Raw genomic sequence first — 16,580 nt, 5'->3', positions numbered from 1 at the left:
AATTTTTATGCTGAAACAGGTGTAAACAATAAGCTATAAGATATTGTAATCTTTGGTTCCAAGTAGATAAAAAACTTATTGATAAATTAACGGAGAGATGTGTACTGTATGAATAGCTTTTTGATCATGTTTATTACATGCAAGATAAGTGTTCAGGTACGTATGAAACCAGCGCTTCTTTTCTTGTCCACCTCTTGTTACCTAAATAGCCTCTGCTCAAGTCGCCCCTTTGTTGTCATCCCAGTGCCCAGACACTGGGATCCAGATTAGCACTAAGTTGGTAAACATGAAAGCGCTTTACAACGTTTTTTATGTGAAAGTCAATGTCAGCTACTCAAATGATACCATTTGTTATAAACTCACTTTTACTCTATGGTCTTGTCGATATCCTGAACAGATACAATATTTTTTATTTATAAAATGAAGCAACTACTTATCGTAAAGTTGATCTATAGATATAATACTACCATTTGATGACTTTTCAGCACATTTCTCACTTTCATATTCTTTATCAGAATCAACGCTAAATACTAAAGTATCTCCTGAAATTTTATCATGAAACTCACTAATAGCAAAAAACGGTACAGTGACTTGTTCTTGTTTTCCACGAAAACTCAAACTAACGCTAAACCTATCTTCAAGAACTTTTAGACCATAAAATTGATGCTGTAATATAATAAGCATTTGAGTAGGATATGATTCTTTCAAGTAGTCTGGTATGACAACACCGTTAAATCGCGTAAAAAACAGTATCTCTAAGTGAGGAGTAAAAACATTATCTAATATAGTATCTAGAGCCTTTTTGATAACTTGAAATTTAGCATAACTAAGCGACTTCTGATAAGCTGTTTTATCCATATAACCCTTACATGTTTGGGGGAACTTCTGTTACCCGGCGTTCCCTAAACCGTGCTTATAGCAATGAAATTATAGTGCCTAAATTAAGCAGCTACTTTTTTAACATTGTTTTCAGCAGCAAAGTTATCGTTTGCATCTAAATTGTGAACTCTTAGCGGTGGTATCTAACCGAGCAAAGCTACCATCTTTACTATGCATGTCGATCCTTACTCGCCCCCGTATTAACAAAAAATATGGTGGAGGCGCCGAGTACTGCCCTCGGGTCCAATACACCTATTACAAGGTAATTTTATTGCCATAGTACAAAAAATGCACATCTTTATTATACAGTAGTATTGAATAAATGTCAAGTTGTTAAACGTAAAATCGGTTGTAAGCTAAAAAACTAATATAAAAATTACTTCGCCTATTTATCTAATCTTATACCAAAATCCATTACTGACCGAACAAATAAGAAACATTACAAACTCGTTTAATAGTAGTACTGGAAATATTGACAATAAAATTACACAAAACATCTTCAAGTAAACCTATGGTATCGTAGATACTATTGCGTAAAGTATTGTATTTGATATATTGCCACAACCTTTCAACAGGATTCAGTTCCGGTGAATAAGGAGGCAAGTATATGATGGTAATGTTTTCCTGAATTTTCAAACTTTTTGATCTATGCCAACTTGCACAATCCATTACAAGAAAGGCTTCTTTCGTGCCTAAATCTTTCGACATCTGCTCCAGAAATATATTCATACAATCAGTGTTTACATATGGAGCAAGTAGGCTAATTTTCTTACCACTTCTTGGATTTACCGCACTGTAGATATAGAAATTTTGTCTACCAATTTTCATTTTAACCTGTGTTCTGACCCCTTTTTTAAACCATCCGTGTCCGATTTTTGAATGAGTTCCAAATCGTGATTCATCAAAAAAATACCTCCTTTTCAGGGTGGGAATTGACTATTTTATTGAAGTATTTTTTAAACTCTTCTTGCTTGTTTTTATCTTGTTTATGGTGAATTGGCCTCGGTGTTATGTAAGAAAACTTCATCCTTTGTATCTCACGGTGCACTGTTGATTTGCTAATGTTTAGGCCAAATTCCTCTGAGATTTTTATTTGCACTTCCTTAATAGTAATATTTGGATTTCTTTCTACCCATATTTCAATTTGCTCACGTTGATTTTTGTTTAATTTGCTTTTTCTTCGCCGCTGAGACGGGGAAAATAATCTTTCTACTCTACCAAATTTTAGATGCTTTATCCATTCAGTCAAAGCAGTCCTTGAAATTTTACATATTCTTGCCACAGCGCTTATACTACTTTCTTTTCCTGCTATCACCGCTTGTAACTTTTTTGAAACATATGCGTTATTTCTGACCTTTTTTAACATTTCTTTCGCCAAATTTACAACTTTTTCGTCTAATAGTTTTGACCTTAATGCCATTTATACCTCTCTATTTTATCTACTTTAGTATCACTTCTTTCCCATTATTGTCTATCTGTTCTTTATATAGTGGGAATTGGTATTAGTATAATCAAAGTAGAGGTATTTTTAGAGCTCAAAATCTATCTTCGTCTGCAGACTTTTTTATCAAATAATCAAACTCAGTAAAGAATGTAGCGTATCTTCTTCAGCGCAAATGGGTGCACACATATGCTTAATCTCTGTCGTATGTGCGTTACATTTTTTCTGTTCTTTATTAATAAATATGGGGGATTCTATGCCTAATTCTTAACAAAAAACTACTCAAATGCTTTTGTAGCTATTGAATTTCTGAGTTCAAGAAAGCAAGAGACAGTGTGAGAAATGGCACAAGCCGAAAAAAAGATAAGTTGTGGAACAAAAAATGCAGACAACTGTGGAAAATTGCCTGCGTAACTAGACTACAAATTAGTTTTTCTTATCATAATTAAATCAATTCAGTGCACTTTCTAACTTTCTACTTGTTAGAAAAAAAGCGGATATGAAAGAGGAGTTTCATATTGATCTTGTGAGCCAATTTCTGCTTCTTGCTCTGATGATATCTGCAACACCCCTTCATTAACATCATCATGCAAAAGAATCTTTTCTGTACAAACCTTTATTACGTCTTCCCTTCCACTAGAAATAGCATAATCCAAAGGAATCTTTCCTTCATTATCTTGTATATTAACATTTGCATCCTTCTCTATAAGAGCCTGTTCATAATCTTTTCAGAAGCAAAGCAGCGAAAGCAAGAACGACCATTTGCAGGCTAGTGTTGAGTTTCCGCTCGCAATTTTTCCACAATCGCCTACATTTTTGCAACCAAGCAAAAGATCTCTCAACAACCCATCTTTTCGGCAATACGACAAAGGTGTGTAATTCGTTTCGCTTTATTACTTCAACGGTAGCGCCAATAGTTGCTTTTATTTGTGTTGCAAAATTTTCTCCTGTGTAGCCAGCATCAACTAGTATATTTTTAACTTCAGATAGGTTTTCTTTAGCATTTTTAACCATTCTCACAGCGCTACTACGATCAGTTATTTCTGCCGTTGTTATATAAATTGCGTGGGGTAAACCTTGTGTATCTACCGCAATATGGCGTTTTATTCCTGAAACCTTTTTGCCTGCATCATAGCCTTTTTCTTCAGCAGTATCTGCATTTTTTACGCTTTGTGCATCAATTATGCAGAAGCTGGTTTTTTCTTTCCGACCATTGTTTTGTCGGACCACGCCAACTATTTTTTTTTAATACCAGCTCCAGAACACTTTCTTTATTTGCATCTGCTTTTTCACTCCACTTCTTAAAATAGTCGTAACAATTCCGCCATTTTGGAAACTCTTTTGGTAACATTCTCCACTGGCAGCCACTTTTTAAGACGTATAACACTCCACAAAATACATGATATAAATCAAGTGTTCTTGGCTTTGTCCTCTTCCTGCAAGACTCCAGATCTGCTACAATAATCTCAAACTTTTCTCGACTTATATCACTTGGATATAAACTTCGCATATCCTACTTTATATACTTTATCCTCTCATTCTATCCCTTTTTTGAGATCACGTACAGGCTCTAAGAAACTCTACTACTTTTACACAGCCACTTTCAGATGCTAAACATAGTAAGTTACTTCCATCAAATGAATTAGCATTTATATCAAACCCATCTTCTTTCCATTGATTGTACATATCAATGTCATGTTGCTGCAGCTTATACCAATTCCCACTATATAAAGAACAGATAGACAATAATGGGAAAGAAGTGATACTAAAGTAGATAAAATAGAGAGGTATAAATGGCATTAAGGTCAAAACTATTAGACGAAAAAGTTGTAAATTTGGCGAAAGAAATGTTAAAAAAGGTCAGAAATAACGCATATGTTTCAAAAAAGTTACAAGCGGTGATAGCAGGAAAAGAAAGTAGTATAAGCGCTGTGGCAAGAATATGTAAAATTTCAAGGACTGCTTTGACTGAATGGATAAAGCATCTAAAATTTGGTAGAGTAGAAAGATTATTTTCCCCGTCTCAGCGGCGAAGAAAAAGCAAATTAAACAAAAATCAACGTGAGCAAATTGAAATATGGGTAGAAAGAAATCCAAATATTACTATTAAGGAAGTGCAAATAAAAATCTCAGAGGAATTTGGCCTAAACATTAGCAAATCAACAGTGCACCGTGAGATACAAAGGATGAAGTTTTCTTACATAACACCGAGGCCAATTCACCATAAACAAGATAAAAACAAGCAAGAAGAGTTTAAAAAATACTTCAATAAAATAGTCAATTCCCACCCTGAAAAGGAGGTATTTTTTTGATGAATCACGATTTGGAACTCATTCAAAAATCGGACACGGATGGTTTAAAAAAGGGGTCAGAACACAGGTTAAAATGAAAATTGGTAGACAAAATTTCTATATCTACAGTGCGGTAAATCCAAGAAGTGGTAAGAAAATTAGCCTACTTGCTCCATATGTAAACACTGATTGTATGAATATATTTCTGGAGCAGATGTCGAAAGATTTAGGCACGAAAGAAGCCTTTCTTGTAATGGATTGTGCAAGTTGGCATAGATCAAAAAGTTTGAAAATTCAGGAAAACATTACCATCATATACTTGCCTCCTTATTCACCGGAACTGAATCCTGTTGAAAGGTTGTGGCAATATATCAAATACAATACTTTACGCAATAGTATCTACGATACCATAGGTTTACTTGAAGATGTTTTGTGTAATTTTATTGTCAATATTTCCAGTACTACTATTAAACGAGTTTGTAATGTTTCTTATTTGTTCGGTCAGTAATGGATTTTGGTATTACTTTGAAGTTTTTCAATTATGTTAGATGAATCTACCTTGCTATCATCATTAATCGTCCATAGTATTTTTTCTAATGCCGACAAATTACTCATAATGTTCTCCGATTTTTAAGAATAAATACTAATTATAGTATTAAAGCAAGATATGAGGACGAAAACATTCTATGTAATGACTACTATGCTATAGGTATTAATATAATTTTAAACTGCAATTATTAAATTAGCCATCTGTATACTGAATCTATGTCTTAAAAGGATCATATACATTAATTTCCTTAGTTTTCACTTTTTCATTTAACAACCTCAGAATGGGCTGTAAATCATCGTCGATTGATAAACACAGTACTTCTCTATCAAGATAATTGGCTAAATGATTCTTCTTCTCAAGAATTTCTGCTTCCTCCAATAAGTCGCATTTGTTTAACACGACAGTTTCTTCCTTCTTGATAAGGTCGCTATTGTAAAGCTTCAGTTCATTATGTGTACAATTATAAGCTGAAATAATATCATCGTGAGTTACATCAATTAAATGCAGTAAAATTTTGCACCTTTCTATGTGCCTTAAAAATTTGTGTCCGAGCCCAACTCCAAGATGAGCATCAGCGATTATTCCAGGAATATCTGCTATCACAATTTCGCTATAATCCACTTTTGCTACACCTAAATGTGGTCTTATAGTAGTAAATTCATAATCGCCTACTTTCGTATCAGAATTTGAGCAGCGGGTTAAAAATTTAGATTTACCTGCATTTGGCATACCAATAATGCCAACATCAGATAAAACTTTTAGCTTCAATATTATATTTCTTTCTTCGCCAGGCTGACCATGAGTAAAATGTCTTGGTGCCCTATTAGTAGCAGATTTAAAGTTAGTATTTCCAAGCCCACCTTTTCCACCTTTCACTACTTGAAATTCCATGTCAGGTTTATCAAGATCTACTATTATTTCCTCACTTTCTTCATCGATTATTTGTGTACCAACTGGAACTTTAAGTATAATATCTTTTCCTGCTGTGCCAGATTTATCTCTACTCGTACCACTTTTTCCACTACTCGCTTTAATATGTCTTCGACAACGAAAATTAAGCAAAGTGTTGAGATTTGCATCACTGATGAAAATTATGTCTCCTCCCCTGCCCCCATTACCACCGTTTGGGCCACCAAATTCAACGAATTTTTCTCGACGAAAACTAGCGCAGCCATCGCCACCATCACCTGCTTTTAAATATAATTTAACTTCGTCTATGAAATCCATTCTAACCCGCGATAATATTTAGCATTTTCTCCTAATGAACTTTCTATTCTCATCAATTCATTATACTTTGCAAGCCTATCAGAACGCGACAGCGAGCCAGTCTTTATTTGCCCACAATTCGACGCAACTGATATGTGGGATATCGTTGTATCTTCTGTTTCACCTGAGCGGTGAGAAATAATAGCCCTGTAGCCATTTAATTTTGCCATTTCAATAGCAGCAAAAGTTTCCGTAAGTGTTCCTATCTGGTTTGGCTTGATTAGTACAGCATTTGCCATTTTCTCCTCTATTCCTTTACTTATTAGTTCACAATTTGTAACAAATAAATCATCTCCAACCAATTGAACTTTATTCCCAAGTTTTACAGTAAGTAATTTCCAACCTTCATAGTCGTCTTCATTCATTGCATCTTCTATAGAAATTATTGGATATTTGCCTACAAGGTCAAAATAATACTGAACCAATTCCTCTGAAGTGAGTTCTCTATTTTCAAATTTATAAAGTCCATCTTCATAAAAAGTAGATGCAGCAACATCAAGACCCAGTGCAAAGTGATTTTTCATCGAATAACCGGCAGATTCAACAGCCTGAATTATCAAATTAAGAGCTTCTTCAGTGCTTCCAATGTTTGGTGCAAAACCACCTTCATCTCCTACGTTTGTGCTATAACCTTTTTTCTTAAGAATGCTGCGCAAGTTATGAAATACCTCTGCAGATATTCTGATTGCTTCACTGAAAGTTTCAGCACCAACCGGAAGAATCATAAATTCTTGAAAATCGAGTTTATTATCCGCATGTACTCCACCATTCATTACGTTAATGAGTGGAACTGGCATCTGCTCTTCCCCTACTCCCAAATACTTATATAACGGCATTTTAAAGCTGTTTGCTGCTGCTTTTGCAACAGCAAGAGACACACCCAAAGTTGCATTTGCTCCAAGTTTAGATTTATTTTTTGTTCCATCTAGTTCAATTAAAACTTTATCAATTACACTCTGGTTTGCTGCATCCATGCCAATGATTTTATTTGCTATCACTTCACTCACAGATTGAACAGCTTTCAGCACTCCTTTACCACAATACCTTTTTTCATCTTGATCTCTCAGCTCCAATGCTTCTAGTTTACCGGTCGAAGCCCCAGAAGGGACAGCGGCTCTACCTGTTGCTCCATCACATAGTTCTATTTCTACCTCAATTGTTGGGTAACCCCTGCTATCTAAAATTTCTCTTGCAAATACACTGCTAATTGTCTTTTTCATCATACTAAACCTCTACTAGATTCACAATTGTGTGCACGTTCGGGAAATGTCACCCCAGCGCTGTAACATTTCAGTGTATGAACATTGCAATATACAGGTAATTTGAGTAGCGGATGGTCAGTGCTTGACACTGGAATCCAGTTTTTATTATACAGCCACTTATTTAAAGTTAAGTTTTCTGGATCCCAGTGTCTGGGCACTGGGATGACACCATTCTTAATGGAAGCTATCCCCATATCGCAATGTCTGTACAGTTGTTTGCCTAGACACTGGGATCCAGTTTTACTACACAATTTTATCATATAAATCACCAATGCTTAAGTTTATTTTACTAGCAGCAGCTCTGCAGTTTCTTTTGCTAGTTTAGCTATATTACTACCAGCACCAATAAATAATACTACATCCCCTGAATTTGTCGAATCACTAATAAAATGTGAAATGAGTAGAGCATCATTCATAATCTCTACGTTACTAAACCCATTACTGATCAAGGCTTTTTGTATATCATCAATTCCACAGCCAGGAATAGGCTTATCTTCTGGAGGATGGACAGGAGTGAGAATTACATAATCAAACATCATGAAAATTCGTACGAACTCATCAAAAAAATTACGAATACGAGCAAAACGAAGCGGCTCGATAATTCCTGTTACCTTTCCTTTAGTGGTCAAACGTGCTGCTGCCAGGGTTGCCTGTATTTCATTTGGGTGGTGAGCATAATCCTCAATTAACTTAACACCTTTAATATCGGCAATTAAAGAAAATCTCCTTGCTACTCCTTTAAATTCCAAAAGACCTTTTTTAATCTCTTCATCACTAATTCCAAGTTTCACTGCAACTGATATTGCAGCCAGGGCGTTGCTAACTTTATGCATTCCTATTGCATTTGATAGCACTACATTCTTTATAATTCTGGTACAAGGTTGAATATCTTCTTTTTGTCTTTCGAGAGCGAGTTCTTTTAATCGAAACACCATATGTACATTATCATCATCAATTTCAATACGCTGAACTAACTTTCTAATTATATTAAATTTAGTCTCCCAATCTACCTCTGATAAATCACACTTTTCCTTCGTTATATGCTCTCTGACCATCTTAACTTCTTCCCATATTACCTCTTCTAGTATATCCGCGCATATTGATTTGCTGTTACATTCATCAAAACGGATTCCGGAACAACAATAGTAACTTTTTCCTTCTTTAGTATGACTCATTCCATAATAAGTGTATTTACAATACTGACATACAATTAATTCTTGTAATAAGTATTTACTTCCACTTTGTTGCATGTTTTCTATTTGTAGCTTTTCTTTTTCCATGCTACCTCTCTACAACTTATATCTATTTTGCCTATAGTAAAATATACACATAATTAGCCAAATAAAGGAAAGTGCAAACCAAGTAATTGCATATTCCCAATGCTTAATTGGCTGTATAGTCAATTTTCCACCAAAATTGTCTTGCCACAATATACATTTTTCTAGCTTAATACCTAGATCATTGGAGATTTCTTCTGTACTTAAGGTAAACCACGTATTTGAAGCAATATCATTTTTGATAAACCAATTTTTGCTACCATCACAATATAAAACTCCACTCAAAGCTACTTTTTCAATTTTTGCTTTTTCTTCTTTTTTTTCTCTAACTATTCCTTTATTCACTAATATGTAATGTCCAGTGGTAAGCAACATAGGAGACAGCACATGATAGCCACGTTGACCTGCGAAAACATATAGTTCTATATCACTTAAAATTCCGTCGATTTTAACGTTTCTGTAGTTAAACTTTGAAAGATTATCACTAGGCAGCAGATGAATAACTGGAAGATCCATATTTTTGATAATATTACTCTTCCAATTTAATCTAAATAACTGCCATAACCCTAGTGAAAAAAGAAGTAGAAAAGGTATGATGAAAACAAATACTGTTTTTCTTAACACTCTATATTTGTGTTCTTAAGTAATTTTCAATACCCATAAGCTCAATGAGATTAATTTGTCCTTTAATCCAATGTAAGTGCTCTTCCTCGTTTTGCAGTAGTTCTTCTAATAACATTACACTAATCACATCCTTTTCTTTTTCAGCAACAAAAATTGCCTCTCTGATGCCCTTTATGCCTTCTTCTTCTAACTTTAAATTATCTTCTAAGATTTTCTGTATTGTATCTTTTGTGAACTTTCCGTCATACTTTGAGATTTGATTTGTATCTTGAAAATTTGGTACACCCTCAAGCAGTAAAATTCTTTCTGCTAACCTATTTGCATGTCCAAGCTCTTCATTAAGCTCGTTTCTCATCTTTTCTGCAAACCTATTGATCTTTTTATCTTTGAGAATCGCAGAATGCAAAAGATACTGACGTACGGAAGTTAATTCATGAGTCAGCAATTTATTCAAATGTTCTACTATTTCTTTATTCATAACCTTTCTTTAGCTAATATACCAATGTAATCTACATAACATTCAAGGCAACATCAATTCATTTTTCTCACAACAACCGTACCAAATAGCACATCATGAAATGTCTGTTTCTTCTGAGAAAAGCAAGCAACTAAATACCAACTGAAGGTAAGCATCACTATAATCACTTCTAGTGTACTTAAAGCATTTACTGATGTTTGAAAAAGTTTGATAAAGGTGATAATTGAATTATTTAGCATAGGAAGGAAAAACTGAGAGATAGTGCGATCAAATGCTAAGCTCAAACCTATTTTAGAACTATCTAAAGTGATAGTATATATATTCATTAATTGTTGACCAGGAGTTGCTTGAGCTGTTGAAGATATAAAATATGTAAAGTAACCACAATTTATACACATGTATGACAGGTGTAAAATTAATGGAAAATCCCCTAATGACAACACAATTAGTAAGGCTGGTATTAATAAAATTGCCATATCTATTAAATATGCGCAAAAGCGCCTTTCTACACTAGCGATCTCTGTCATTACCACCTATCTTTCAAATACTTTACTATGAATTCTGTAAGTTTATTAAAATGTTGAAAATATAACAAATCTTCATAACCGCTTATTGATTAGCCGTACATAATAGGTAAGCAATTGGCATTTTGTGCACATAGAATGTCTGTGATGCTATCACCAACAAAAAACACATTTTCTCTATTTACAGGTAGCGTACTCTCCTCCAATGCAAACAGCAGTGGAGTTGCAGATGGCTTATCTTCTGCAGTATCACATGAGCCAACTATTCTTTCAAAGTAAGAATCTAGTTTAAAATAGGCAACTTCTTGACGTAAATTAGTATTTTTCTTATTGCTAACTATCGCTAGGTAAATATTGTGGCTTTTCAGTGTCTGCAGCATTCTCTCTACTCCTTCATTCAGAGTAATATTTTGTAACAGTGCATTATCTAGGTATTTTTGATATATCTGGTTCGCTTTTTTCCACTTATCGCCAAACAAATTGACCATGTAGCTCTTTCTTGATTCATGAGAGTTTCTATCAGCAACTTTGTTGCTACACCCCATTGAATTTAAGGTATGCTGAATGGCATTAGAAATATTATCTTGAGTATCAACTAAGGTATTATCCCAATCGAATACTACCGCTAATCGGCTATTTTTCATTTTTATATTGTGACGTATTTTAAACCAATAAGTAAATAATATTTTGATGATAAAGCTTCTATGTTAATCATTTTTACATAATAACCTAATACACTGGGTATATTATATGCTTTCAGGTAGTAGGTATGTCACAGTTTAAAGACACACCAAGTGTTGAAAAGAAATTCAAAGACGTTTTTAAACGTTCTCCAGGTGCTTTTCCAGAAGGTAGTTCACTGGAAGAGAAGGTTGATCGTATAGCAAAAGGAACGAAAGCTCTTAAGGCTATAAAAGATAATGAGCTTGAGGGCAGAATGAAAAATGTTGCTGAATTAAATAAAGAGCTTCAAAGACGACAAAGGCAAGAAAATGAGGAAATACGTAAACTCACAAGGTCAACACAAGAATTAAGAAAGGAATTTGGTATAAATAAAAGTAGTAGACCAGACAGCAATGATAAATCATTGCAGGAAACTAAGCAAATTTCTAAGAGCCTGTACGTGATCTCAAAAAAGGGATAGAATGAGAGGATAAAGTATATAAAGTAGGATATGCGAAGTTTATATCCAAGTGATATAAGTCGAGAAAAGTTTGAGATTATTGTAGCAGATCTGGAGTCTTGCAGGAAGAGGACAAAGCCAAGAACACTTGATTTATATCATGTATTTTGTGGAGTGTTATACGTCTTAAAAAGTGGCTGCCAGTGGAGAATGTTACCAAAAGAGTTTCCAAAATGGCGGAATTGTTACGACTATTTTAAGAAGTGGAGTGAAAAAGCAGATGCAAATAAAGAAAGTGTTCTGGAGCTGGTATTAAAAAAAAATAGTTGGCGTGGTCCGACAAAACAATGGTCGGAAAGAAAAAACCAGCTTCTGCATAATTGATGCACAAAGCGTAAAAAATGCAGATACTGCTGAAGAAAAAGGCTATGATGCAGGCAAAAAGGTTTCAGGAATAAAACGCCATATTGCGGTAGATACACAAGGTTTACCCCACGCAATTTATATAACAACGGCAGAAATAACTGATCGTAGTAGCGCTGTGAGAATGGTTAAAAATGCTAAAGAAAACCTATCTGAAGTTAAAAATATACTAGTTGATGCTGGCTACACAGGAGAAAATTTTGCAACACAAATAAAAGCAACTATTGGCGCTACCGTTGAAGTAATAAAGCGAAACGAATTACACACCTTTGTCGTATTGCCGAAAAGATGGGTTGTTGAGAGATCTTTTGCTTGGTTGCAAAAATGTAGGCGATTGTGGAAAAATTGCGAGCGGAAACTCAACACTAGCCTGCAAATGGTCGTTCTTGCTTTCGCTGCTTTGCTTCTGAAAAGATTATGAACAGGCTCTAAACAAAAAGACATAGGAGTTCAAGCTTCAATGACTACAAAGAGTAGTGAAGAGCTTAAGCAACCAGATAACAATGATAAACCATTACGGGAAATTAATCAGATTTCTAAGCAGAAAGGCATGGGAGTGCAAAACTCAAAGAGTAGTAAAGAGCTTAAGCAAGATGATACACCACAACCGCAAGAAAATCAGAAAGAAGAAGGCTTGCTTAGTCTATTGGGGCGCTTTTTGAAAAAAATATTAGAAAAACTTTTTGGTGGGGATGAAAAGAATGTGGAAAATGCTCGTGATACAAAAGAAGCTGCTCAAAAAAGTATATCAAATAACGGAATTCAGCAACATAGTATGAGTCAAAGCTCTTTCATAAATATAAATGGAAAAGAGTTCAATTTAGAACCAGGAAAAGCATTTAATTATCAAGATAAAGCTCTCAATATTAAGATTACATACAATAGTTCTGAGCAAGATACAACTTTTCCGAATGTTACTAATGTGATTAACTTAAATATTGATGGTAAGGAACATAATGTCCAACCCGACGAGTCTTTCAATTATAAAGGCCCTGGCTTAGAAATTAGCGTGATGAATGGTAATCAACAAAGTAAAAACTTCGACAAAATTTTAAGTCAAGATCAAAGTATAAGTGAAGGTTTAAAGCAAGCAACAAAGCTTGATGATCCATCGGTAACGCCTGTCAATACTCCTGAAGTAGAAAAAACAAACACAGGTCGCGGAAGATAATTCGCCTTAGATTTCTTGCATAGTCTGGGGATCCAATTTGTCATCCTATGGCTTGACCATAGCTAAAAATCTGGATTCCAGCTTCACGCACTAACTTAAATTATTTATAAAATTTGTTCCGGTAAACCTAATTTGGGTTAGCTATAGAAAGCAAAACAGACACAAATCAGGAAAACAATTAATAGAATTACTGTTTTTATAATAAAAATAATTAATTTTTAAATATTTTATATTGATTTTGTCATCAAAGTTCATATAATATTAATATATTAACTTTGATGGTGGTAAAGAAATGCATGGTAGTATAAGCGACGAAATGGTGAAAAATTTAGACAAGTTAGCTTCTTATAGACAAGTAAATAAATTTAAAAAGATATTCAATAATCTTAGCACTAACCATAAAAATCAATATATAGAGCATGTTAAAGCAAAGCCTAAAGGCTCTTTAGCTATGTCCGGCATACTAAATGCTCTAAAGAATGAAGATGCACCTTCTATCTTTAAGGAGTTACTCCAAAAGGATAAAGAGTTTGCTTTCAATACACTCGATTGTATTGATCTCCACTCTACTTTATTTAAAACCCTATTTAATCAACTGAACACTCAGCAAAAGGAAGATTATAAAGTAAATTTAGAGACAAAATCAACTGTCAAAGCTGAGCTTGTCCTAAAGAATTTTTACTTAAGCAATAAAGAGAATTCAAGCAACTTAAGTACTGAAAACTCCAATGAACCGTTAGTACAAAACAGAGATGATTTGCCAGCAGCAAATTTCTCTCCTATATCTCCTGCGTTCGAGGAAACAGTTGTTGAACATACATTTGATACTAGACTAGAACTTTCTTCTGACAAAGAGGATCAATCATGTAGCCAAACAGTAATTCCATTTCCGGGTTTTGCTGAATTCGATAATCAATTCCGCAATACTGTAACAGAAAATTCAACAGTTAGTAGTAGTTTAACGTCGAATGAGAATATATCAGATAGCCTAGAAGGTGAGCAATTATCCCCAGAGTATTATAACTCTTTGATAAATGGAGTAACTAGTCTGCAATCCTCAATTGTGGATGATTTGCCAGAGTTAAATTTATCTCCTATAACTCCTGCATTCGAGGAAACAGTTGTTGAACATACATTTGATAGTAGATCAGACTTTTCTTATGAAAATGAACCGTTAGTACACAAAAGAAAGAGAGATGATCTGAATGAATTTTCAGAGCCAAGTTTAGAAAATTTTCTTCCAAGTTTTGCTACATTAGAACAAATAGTTGCTGAACGTGAGTTTGATAATGGAATAGACGAAATATCTACAGTGGAGCCACCAGCAAAGCGCCAGTGCATATCAGTACCTCCATTTGAGGGTTTTGCTGAATTCCATAATCAATTCTGCAATATAGTACCAGAAGATTCAATAGTTAATGATAGTGCAGTACCAGAAGAACATACTAGCCTGGAAGGTGAGCTAACTTTCCTATACTCTCAAATAAATGTCGGAGAGCCATTAACTAGTCTGCAATCCTCAAATGTGAATCCATTGCCAGAGTTCAGTTTCTCTCTAAGCTCTGTTACGCTAGATGAGATGGTTAAAAGATATGGCTTTAATCGCAATGACCACGCTCTAAGTGATTTAGAAGAGGTATATGTAGAGCAACCAGCAAAATTCCATACATATTACCACAATTAACTAGGGACAAAAAAAAGGTGGTAGTTTAACCTACCATCTCCTCTGGTTTCACTATCCTTTCAAACTCCTCCTCAGTGAGCAGTTGAAGTTTTGCTGCTGCTTCTTTTAGAGTGATATTTTCTTTATAAGCAAGCTTCGCTATTTTTGCTGCATTGTCATATCCTATATGCGTATTTAATATAGTAACTAGCATTAACGACTGATTTAGTAAATCCTTTATTCTTTCTTCGTTTGCTTTAATATCAACTACACATTTCTCTGCAAAATTTAAACTTGCATCAGCTAAAAGTCTTATAGACTGCAAAACATTGTAAATTATCACCGGCTTAAACACGTTCAATTCAAAGTGACCATTTGAGCCACCAATTGTCACGGCAACATGATTTCCCATAACTTGAGCACATACCATAGTCACTGCTTCGCATTGAGTTGGATTCACCTTACCCGGCATGATTGAAGAGCCAGGCTCATTTTCTGGTAACATTATTTCTCCAATTCCGCATCTTGGACCAGAACCAAGTAGCCTTATATCATTTGCAATTTTCATCAAGCTTACTGCTACTGTATTGAGTGCTCCACTGAGCTCAACTAAAGCATCATTTGCTGCTAGTGCTTCAAACTTATTTTTTGCTGAAATAAATGGAAAATTAGTGATTTTTGCCACTTCTTTAGCAAAATCTTCAGCAAAATCCTTTTTAGTATTGATTCCCGTGCCAACCGCGGTGCCACCTTGTGCAAGTTCATATACATTGCTTAGAGTTGACTTTACTCTCTCTATTCCCTTTTTAATCTGAACTGCATAGCCAGAAAATTCCTGCCCAAGTGTTAGAGGAGTTGCATCTTGCAGATGAGTACGCCCTACTTTTATTATATCTTTAAATTCATGAACCTTATTATTTAGCGCTTTATATAATTCTTCAAGATTGGGAATAAGCAAGCGGTCTATTTGTTCTGCTACTGCTATATGCATTGCTGTTGGAAAAGTGTCATTTGATGACTGACCACAGTTTACATGATCATTTGGATGCACTGGAGACTTACTACCTAAATCACCGCCCAAAATTTCTATTGCACGATTGCTGATCACTTCATTCACATTCATATTGGTCTGCGTTCCAGAACCGGTTTGCCAAACAACAAGCGGAAATTGATTATTAAATTTACCGTCTATTACCTCCTGTGCCGCTGTGCAGATTGCATCCCCTACTCTATTATCTATGCTACCCTGTTTCATGTTAACACGTGCTGCTGCAAGTTTTACTATTGCTAGCGCTTTAATCAGGGGCTCTGGCATTTTCTCTGTACCAATTTTGAAATTTTCCAAAGAACGCTGAGTCTGAGCTCCCCAGTAACTTTCACTTAGTACTTTTACTTCTCCTAAGCTATCTGATTCTATCCTAATTTTTTTATCCATATTTCCTCCTTCTAGTGCTTGACGTTACCTACATATATGAATTAATTAAATCAAATTGTATTTTAGTGTCAAGCTGAGACATTTTTAGTGAAGACCTTAGAAAACTTTCAAGCCATATCTTTTGCTTCTATTATTTTTTTATTGTTATTAAGGCAATCATGAAACCTTAAGCA

17 protein-coding genes, 1 other RNA gene and 1 pseudogene are annotated in these 16,580 nt (G+C 34.7%); 5 read left to right on the top strand and 14 right to left on the bottom strand.

Going from position 1 to position 16,580, the window contains the following annotated elements; translation table 11 throughout:
* Positions 1–429 precede the first annotated feature (429 nt).
* From ABWU24_RS06415 to ABWU24_RS06390, 6 genes are all read right to left on the bottom strand, one after another.
* On the bottom strand, positions 430–858 hold the full coding sequence (locus ABWU24_RS06415) for a ClpXP protease specificity-enhancing factor SspB (protein WP_341815947.1): 429 nt from the start codon (positions 856–858) through the stop codon (positions 430–432).
* A gap of 15 nt (positions 859–873) precedes the next feature.
* Positions 874–1,212: a transfer-messenger RNA gene (ssrA, locus tag ABWU24_RS06410) on the bottom strand.
* A gap of 81 nt (positions 1,213–1,293) precedes the next feature.
* A protein-coding gene (locus tag ABWU24_RS06405; protein ID WP_353274215.1) for an IS630 family transposase occupies positions 1,294–2,299 on the bottom strand; the annotation gives its coding sequence in 2 pieces (ribosomal slippage) (positions 1,294–1,788 and positions 1,790–2,299; 1,005 coding nt in all).
* A 503-nt stretch (positions 2,300–2,802) separates the two neighbouring features.
* Positions 2,803–3,027, bottom strand: coding sequence for an ankyrin repeat domain-containing protein (locus tag ABWU24_RS06400; RefSeq protein WP_353274786.1), 225 nt, complete (start codon positions 3,025–3,027; stop codon positions 2,803–2,805).
* A gap of 10 nt (positions 3,028–3,037) precedes the next feature.
* A protein-coding gene (locus ABWU24_RS06395) for an IS5 family transposase (RefSeq protein ID WP_341815401.1) occupies positions 3,038–3,830 on the bottom strand; the annotation gives its coding sequence in 2 pieces (ribosomal slippage) (positions 3,038–3,565 and positions 3,567–3,830; 792 coding nt in all).
* Between the two features lie 47 nt (positions 3,831–3,877).
* Positions 3,878–4,120, bottom strand: coding sequence for a hypothetical protein (locus ABWU24_RS06390; RefSeq protein WP_353274619.1), 243 nt, complete (start codon positions 4,118–4,120; stop codon positions 3,878–3,880).
* Between ABWU24_RS06390 and ABWU24_RS06385 the strand changes: the two genes are divergently transcribed.
* A protein-coding gene (locus ABWU24_RS06385; protein ID WP_353274215.1) for an IS630 family transposase occupies positions 4,114–5,119 on the top strand; the annotation gives its coding sequence in 2 pieces (ribosomal slippage) (positions 4,114–4,623 and positions 4,625–5,119; 1,005 coding nt in all). The genes ABWU24_RS06390 and ABWU24_RS06385 overlap by 7 nt on opposite strands.
* A 255-nt stretch (positions 5,120–5,374) precedes the next feature.
* Here the strand turns inward: ABWU24_RS06385 and cgtA are convergent.
* The 7 genes and pseudogenes from cgtA to ABWU24_RS06345 all read right to left on the bottom strand — a co-directional run bounded on the left by cgtA (position 5,375) and on the right by ABWU24_RS06345 (position 11,236).
* Positions 5,375–6,388 carry an Obg family GTPase CgtA gene (cgtA, locus tag ABWU24_RS06380; protein ID WP_015588452.1) on the bottom strand — a complete coding sequence of 338 codons (1,014 nt, stop codon included), beginning with the start codon at positions 6,386–6,388 and terminating at the stop codon, positions 5,375–5,377.
* On the bottom strand, positions 6,376–7,650 hold the full coding sequence (gene eno, locus ABWU24_RS06375) for a phosphopyruvate hydratase (protein WP_041581386.1): 1,275 nt from the start codon (positions 7,648–7,650) through the stop codon (positions 6,376–6,378). The genes cgtA and eno overlap by 13 nt, the downstream gene beginning before the upstream one ends.
* Before the next feature lie 320 nt (positions 7,651–7,970).
* On the bottom strand, positions 7,971–8,969 hold the full coding sequence (locus tag ABWU24_RS06365; RefSeq protein ID WP_041581384.1) for a glutamate ligase domain-containing protein: 999 nt from the start codon (positions 8,967–8,969) through the stop codon (positions 7,971–7,973).
* Between the two features lie 9 nt (positions 8,970–8,978).
* Positions 8,979–9,590: an SURF1 family protein gene (locus ABWU24_RS06360; protein WP_015588448.1), complete on the bottom strand. Its 612-nt coding sequence runs from the start codon at positions 9,588–9,590 to the stop codon at positions 8,979–8,981.
* 1 nt (position 9,591) lies between these two features.
* A complete protein-coding gene (bfr, locus tag ABWU24_RS06355) occupies positions 9,592–10,068 on the bottom strand; it encodes a bacterioferritin (protein ID WP_015588447.1) in 477 nt (158 codons plus the stop codon).
* A gap of 53 nt (positions 10,069–10,121) precedes the next feature.
* Positions 10,122–10,595 carry an RDD family protein gene (locus ABWU24_RS06350; protein WP_015588446.1) on the bottom strand — a complete coding sequence of 158 codons (474 nt, stop codon included), beginning with the start codon at positions 10,593–10,595 and terminating at the stop codon, positions 10,122–10,124.
* Positions 10,595–11,236 (bottom strand): annotated as a pseudogene (locus ABWU24_RS06345) (HAD family hydrolase). Before ABWU24_RS06345 ends, ABWU24_RS06350 begins: the two are co-directional and overlap by 1 nt.
* Positions 11,237–11,361: 125 nt before the next feature.
* Between ABWU24_RS06345 and ABWU24_RS06340 the strand changes: the two are divergent.
* The 4 genes from ABWU24_RS06340 (at position 11,362) to ABWU24_RS06325 (ending at position 14,993) form a co-directional block, all read left to right on the top strand.
* Positions 11,362–11,736 carry a hypothetical protein gene (locus tag ABWU24_RS06340; protein WP_353274617.1) on the top strand — a complete coding sequence of 125 codons (375 nt, stop codon included), beginning with the start codon at positions 11,362–11,364 and terminating at the stop codon, positions 11,734–11,736.
* A 30-nt stretch (positions 11,737–11,766) separates the two neighbouring features.
* Positions 11,767–12,559, top strand: a protein-coding gene (locus ABWU24_RS06335; RefSeq protein ID WP_341815401.1) for an IS5 family transposase whose coding sequence is annotated in 2 segments (ribosomal slippage) — positions 11,767–12,030 and positions 12,032–12,559 — 792 coding nt in all. Because the reading frame shifts where the segments join, the coding sequence is not laid out codon by codon here.
* Positions 12,560–12,598: 39 nt separating this feature from the next.
* Positions 12,599–13,309, top strand: coding sequence for a hypothetical protein (locus tag ABWU24_RS06330; RefSeq protein ID WP_353274615.1), 711 nt, complete (start codon positions 12,599–12,601; stop codon positions 13,307–13,309).
* Between the two features lie 292 nt (positions 13,310–13,601).
* Positions 13,602–14,993: a hypothetical protein gene (locus ABWU24_RS06325; protein ID WP_353274614.1), complete on the top strand. Its 1,392-nt coding sequence runs from the start codon at positions 13,602–13,604 to the stop codon at positions 14,991–14,993.
* A gap of 25 nt (positions 14,994–15,018) precedes the next feature.
* On the opposite strand, the gene fumC is transcribed toward ABWU24_RS06325, so the two are convergent.
* Positions 15,019–16,407, bottom strand: a complete 1,389-nt coding sequence (fumC, locus tag ABWU24_RS06320) for a class II fumarate hydratase (RefSeq protein ID WP_341815942.1) — start codon at positions 16,405–16,407, stop codon at positions 15,019–15,021.
* Positions 16,408–16,580 lie beyond the last annotated feature (173 nt).

This window comes from Wolbachia endosymbiont (group B) of Hofmannophila pseudospretella (assembly GCF_964028515.1).
Taxonomy (GTDB): domain Bacteria; phylum Pseudomonadota; class Alphaproteobacteria; order Rickettsiales; family Anaplasmataceae; genus Wolbachia.
Note: the sequence above shows the minus strand (reverse complement) of the source record. Positions and strands in the feature narration are given on the sequence as shown.

Coding starts and splice junctions, on each gene's coding strand:
- ABWU24_RS06415 (WP_341815947.1), bottom strand. CDS start 858: ATGGATAAAACAGCTTATCAGAAGTCGCTTAGTTATGCTAAATTTCAA.
- ABWU24_RS06390 (WP_353274619.1), bottom strand. CDS start 4,120: ATGCCATTTATACCTCTCTATTTTATCTACTTTAGTATCACTTCTTTC.
- cgtA (WP_015588452.1), bottom strand. CDS start 6,388: ATGGATTTCATAGACGAAGTTAAATTATATTTAAAAGCAGGTGATGGT.
- eno (WP_041581386.1), bottom strand. CDS start 7,650: ATGATGAAAAAGACAATTAGCAGTGTATTTGCAAGAGAAATTTTAGAT.
- ABWU24_RS06365 (WP_041581384.1), bottom strand. CDS start 8,969: ATGGAAAAAGAAAAGCTACAAATAGAAAACATGCAACAAAGTGGAAGT.
- bfr (WP_015588447.1), bottom strand. CDS start 10,068: ATGAATAAAGAAATAGTAGAACATTTGAATAAATTGCTGACTCATGAA.
- ABWU24_RS06350 (WP_015588446.1), bottom strand. CDS start 10,595: ATGACAGAGATCGCTAGTGTAGAAAGGCGCTTTTGCGCATATTTAATA.
- ABWU24_RS06340 (WP_353274617.1), top strand. CDS start 11,362: ATGTCACAGTTTAAAGACACACCAAGTGTTGAAAAGAAATTCAAAGAC.
- ABWU24_RS06330 (WP_353274615.1), top strand. CDS start 12,599: ATGACTACAAAGAGTAGTGAAGAGCTTAAGCAACCAGATAACAATGAT.
- ABWU24_RS06325 (WP_353274614.1), top strand. CDS start 13,602: ATGCATGGTAGTATAAGCGACGAAATGGTGAAAAATTTAGACAAGTTA.
- fumC (WP_341815942.1), bottom strand. CDS start 16,407: ATGGATAAAAAAATTAGGATAGAATCAGATAGCTTAGGAGAAGTAAAA.